Origin of the sequence: Devosia sp., assembly GCF_041917035.1 — a bacterium.
Lineage (GTDB): Bacteria > Pseudomonadota > Alphaproteobacteria > Rhizobiales > Devosiaceae > Devosia_A.
Map to the genome: position 1 here is coordinate 1 of NZ_JAYRYM010000422.1, position 1,934 is coordinate 1,934.

General features: G+C 66.5%; 2 protein-coding genes. Both read right to left on the minus strand.

Annotation, left to right across the window (positions count from 1 at the left end; all coding sequences use genetic code 11):
- Window positions 1-339, minus strand: a 339-nt coding sequence (locus ACE3TU_RS21865) for an NUDIX domain-containing protein (protein ID WP_374627963.1), incomplete at its 3' end; no start/stop codon positions are given.
- A 5-nt stretch (window positions 340-344) separates the two neighbouring features.
- The coding region (gene alaS, locus ACE3TU_RS21870) for an alanine--tRNA ligase (protein WP_374627964.1) at window positions 345-1,934 on the minus strand (1,590 nt) is incomplete at its 5' end.

The window sequence follows — 1,934 nt, forward strand, 5'->3', positions numbered from 1 at the left end:
CGCAAAGGGATAAACGCCGACCAGCGTCACTGCAACGGTATCGAGGCTGACCTCCTCACGCACTTCCCGTGCGACGGCAGCCTCGGGCGTTTCGTCGCGCTCCAGGAAACCGGTGACGAGGCCGAAAGTCTTCTCCGGCCACGCCCGGTTGCGGGCAATCAGCACCGCGCCGTCGCGATCCACGCATTCGATGATCGCGGCAACCACCGGCAGCGGGTTGTCCCAACGCACGAAGCCGCAGGGCGGGTTGAAACAGAGCTGGCGATGGCGCCCCGCCACCTCGCCCCATTCGAGCGGGCTCCCACACTGGGGGCAATAGCGCCATTCGCCGTAGCTCATGCCGATCAGCCCAGCTTGCCACCGACCCAAGCGGTCACGGACGCCAACGCGGCCGGCAAGGCCGAAGCGTCGGTGCCGCCGGCCTGCGCCATGTCCGGACGGCCGCCGCCCTTGCCGCCAACCTGCTGGGCGACAAAGTTCACCAACTCTCCGGCCTTAACCTTGCCGGTCAGATCGGAGGTGACGCCGGCGATCAGGCTCACCTTGCCATCGGTCGAAGTCGCCAGCACGATGGCTGCCGACTTGAGTTTGTCCTTGAGCTTGTCGAGCGTCTCGCGGAGTGCCGCCGGGTCGACGCTGTCGAGCCGGGCCGCGAGCACCTTCACGCCATTCACATCCTGTGCCGAGCCGGCGAGGTCGTCGCCCTGCGCGGACGCCAGCTTGCCCTTCATCGCCGCCAGTTCGCGTTCGAGGCGACGGGTCTGCTCGAGCAGGGCGTTGACACGGACCGGCACTTCGCTGCGCAGCACCTTGAGGGTGCCCGCCACGCCACCCAGCGCAGTCTCCATGCCCTGCACGTAACGCAGCGCGTTGTCGCCGGTCACCGCTTCGACGCGGCGCACACCGGCCGCAACACCGCCTTCGGCCACGATGCTGAACAGGCCGATGTCGCCGGTGCGCGCTACGTGCGTGCCGCCGCAGAGTTCGCGCGAACTGCCGATATCGAGCACACGCACCGAATCGCCGTACTTCTCGCCGAACAGCATCATCGCACCCAGCTTCTGGGCATCCTCGATGGGCAGCACGCGCGTTTCGCAGGCCGCATTGGCGAGGATCTCGGCATTGACGATGTTTTCGACCTCCCGAATCTGCGCATTGGTCATCGGCTGGGTATGCACGAAGTCGAAACGGGTCTTGTCGGGATCGACCTGCGAACCCTTCTGCTGAACGTGCTCGCCCAGCACCTGACGCAGCGCCTTATGCATCAGGTGAGTGGCAGAGTGATTGCGGGCGGTGCGAACCCGCGCCAGCGAATCCACGCGGGCGGTGACGCCGTTGCCGACGGTCAGCTTGCCGGTGGTGACCACGCCGTGATGGCCGAACACGGTGGCCTGGATCTTCTGGGTGTCTTCGACCGCGAAAATGCCGTGGACCGAGCGCAGCTCGCCCCGGTCGCCCACCTGGCCGCCGGACTCGGCGTAGAACGGGGTGTCGTCGAGCACCACGACCCCCATGTCGCCCTCGACCAGTTCATTGACGGCCACACCGTCCTTGTACAGCGCCAGCACGTTGCCCTTGGCTTCGAGACCTTCGTAGCCGTGGAAGGTGGTGGCCGGGCCGTCGTATTCGAGGTTGGCGGCCATCTTGAACTTGCCGGCAGCGCGGGCCTGTTCCTTCTGGCGGGCCATCGCGGCGTCGAAGGCCGCGGCGTCGACGGTCACACCACGCTCGCGGCAGACGTCGGCAGTGAGGTCGAGCGGGAAGCCGAAGGTGTCGTGGAGCTTGAAGGCCGTTTCGCCGTTGAACACGGTGTTGCCGGCGGCGGCCATTGCGGCGAGTTCGCCTTCGAGGATCGCCATGCCGTTTTCGATGGTGGCGAAGAAGCGGTCTTCTTCCTGCTTGAGAATCTCGGTGACGCGCTGCTGGCCGGCCTT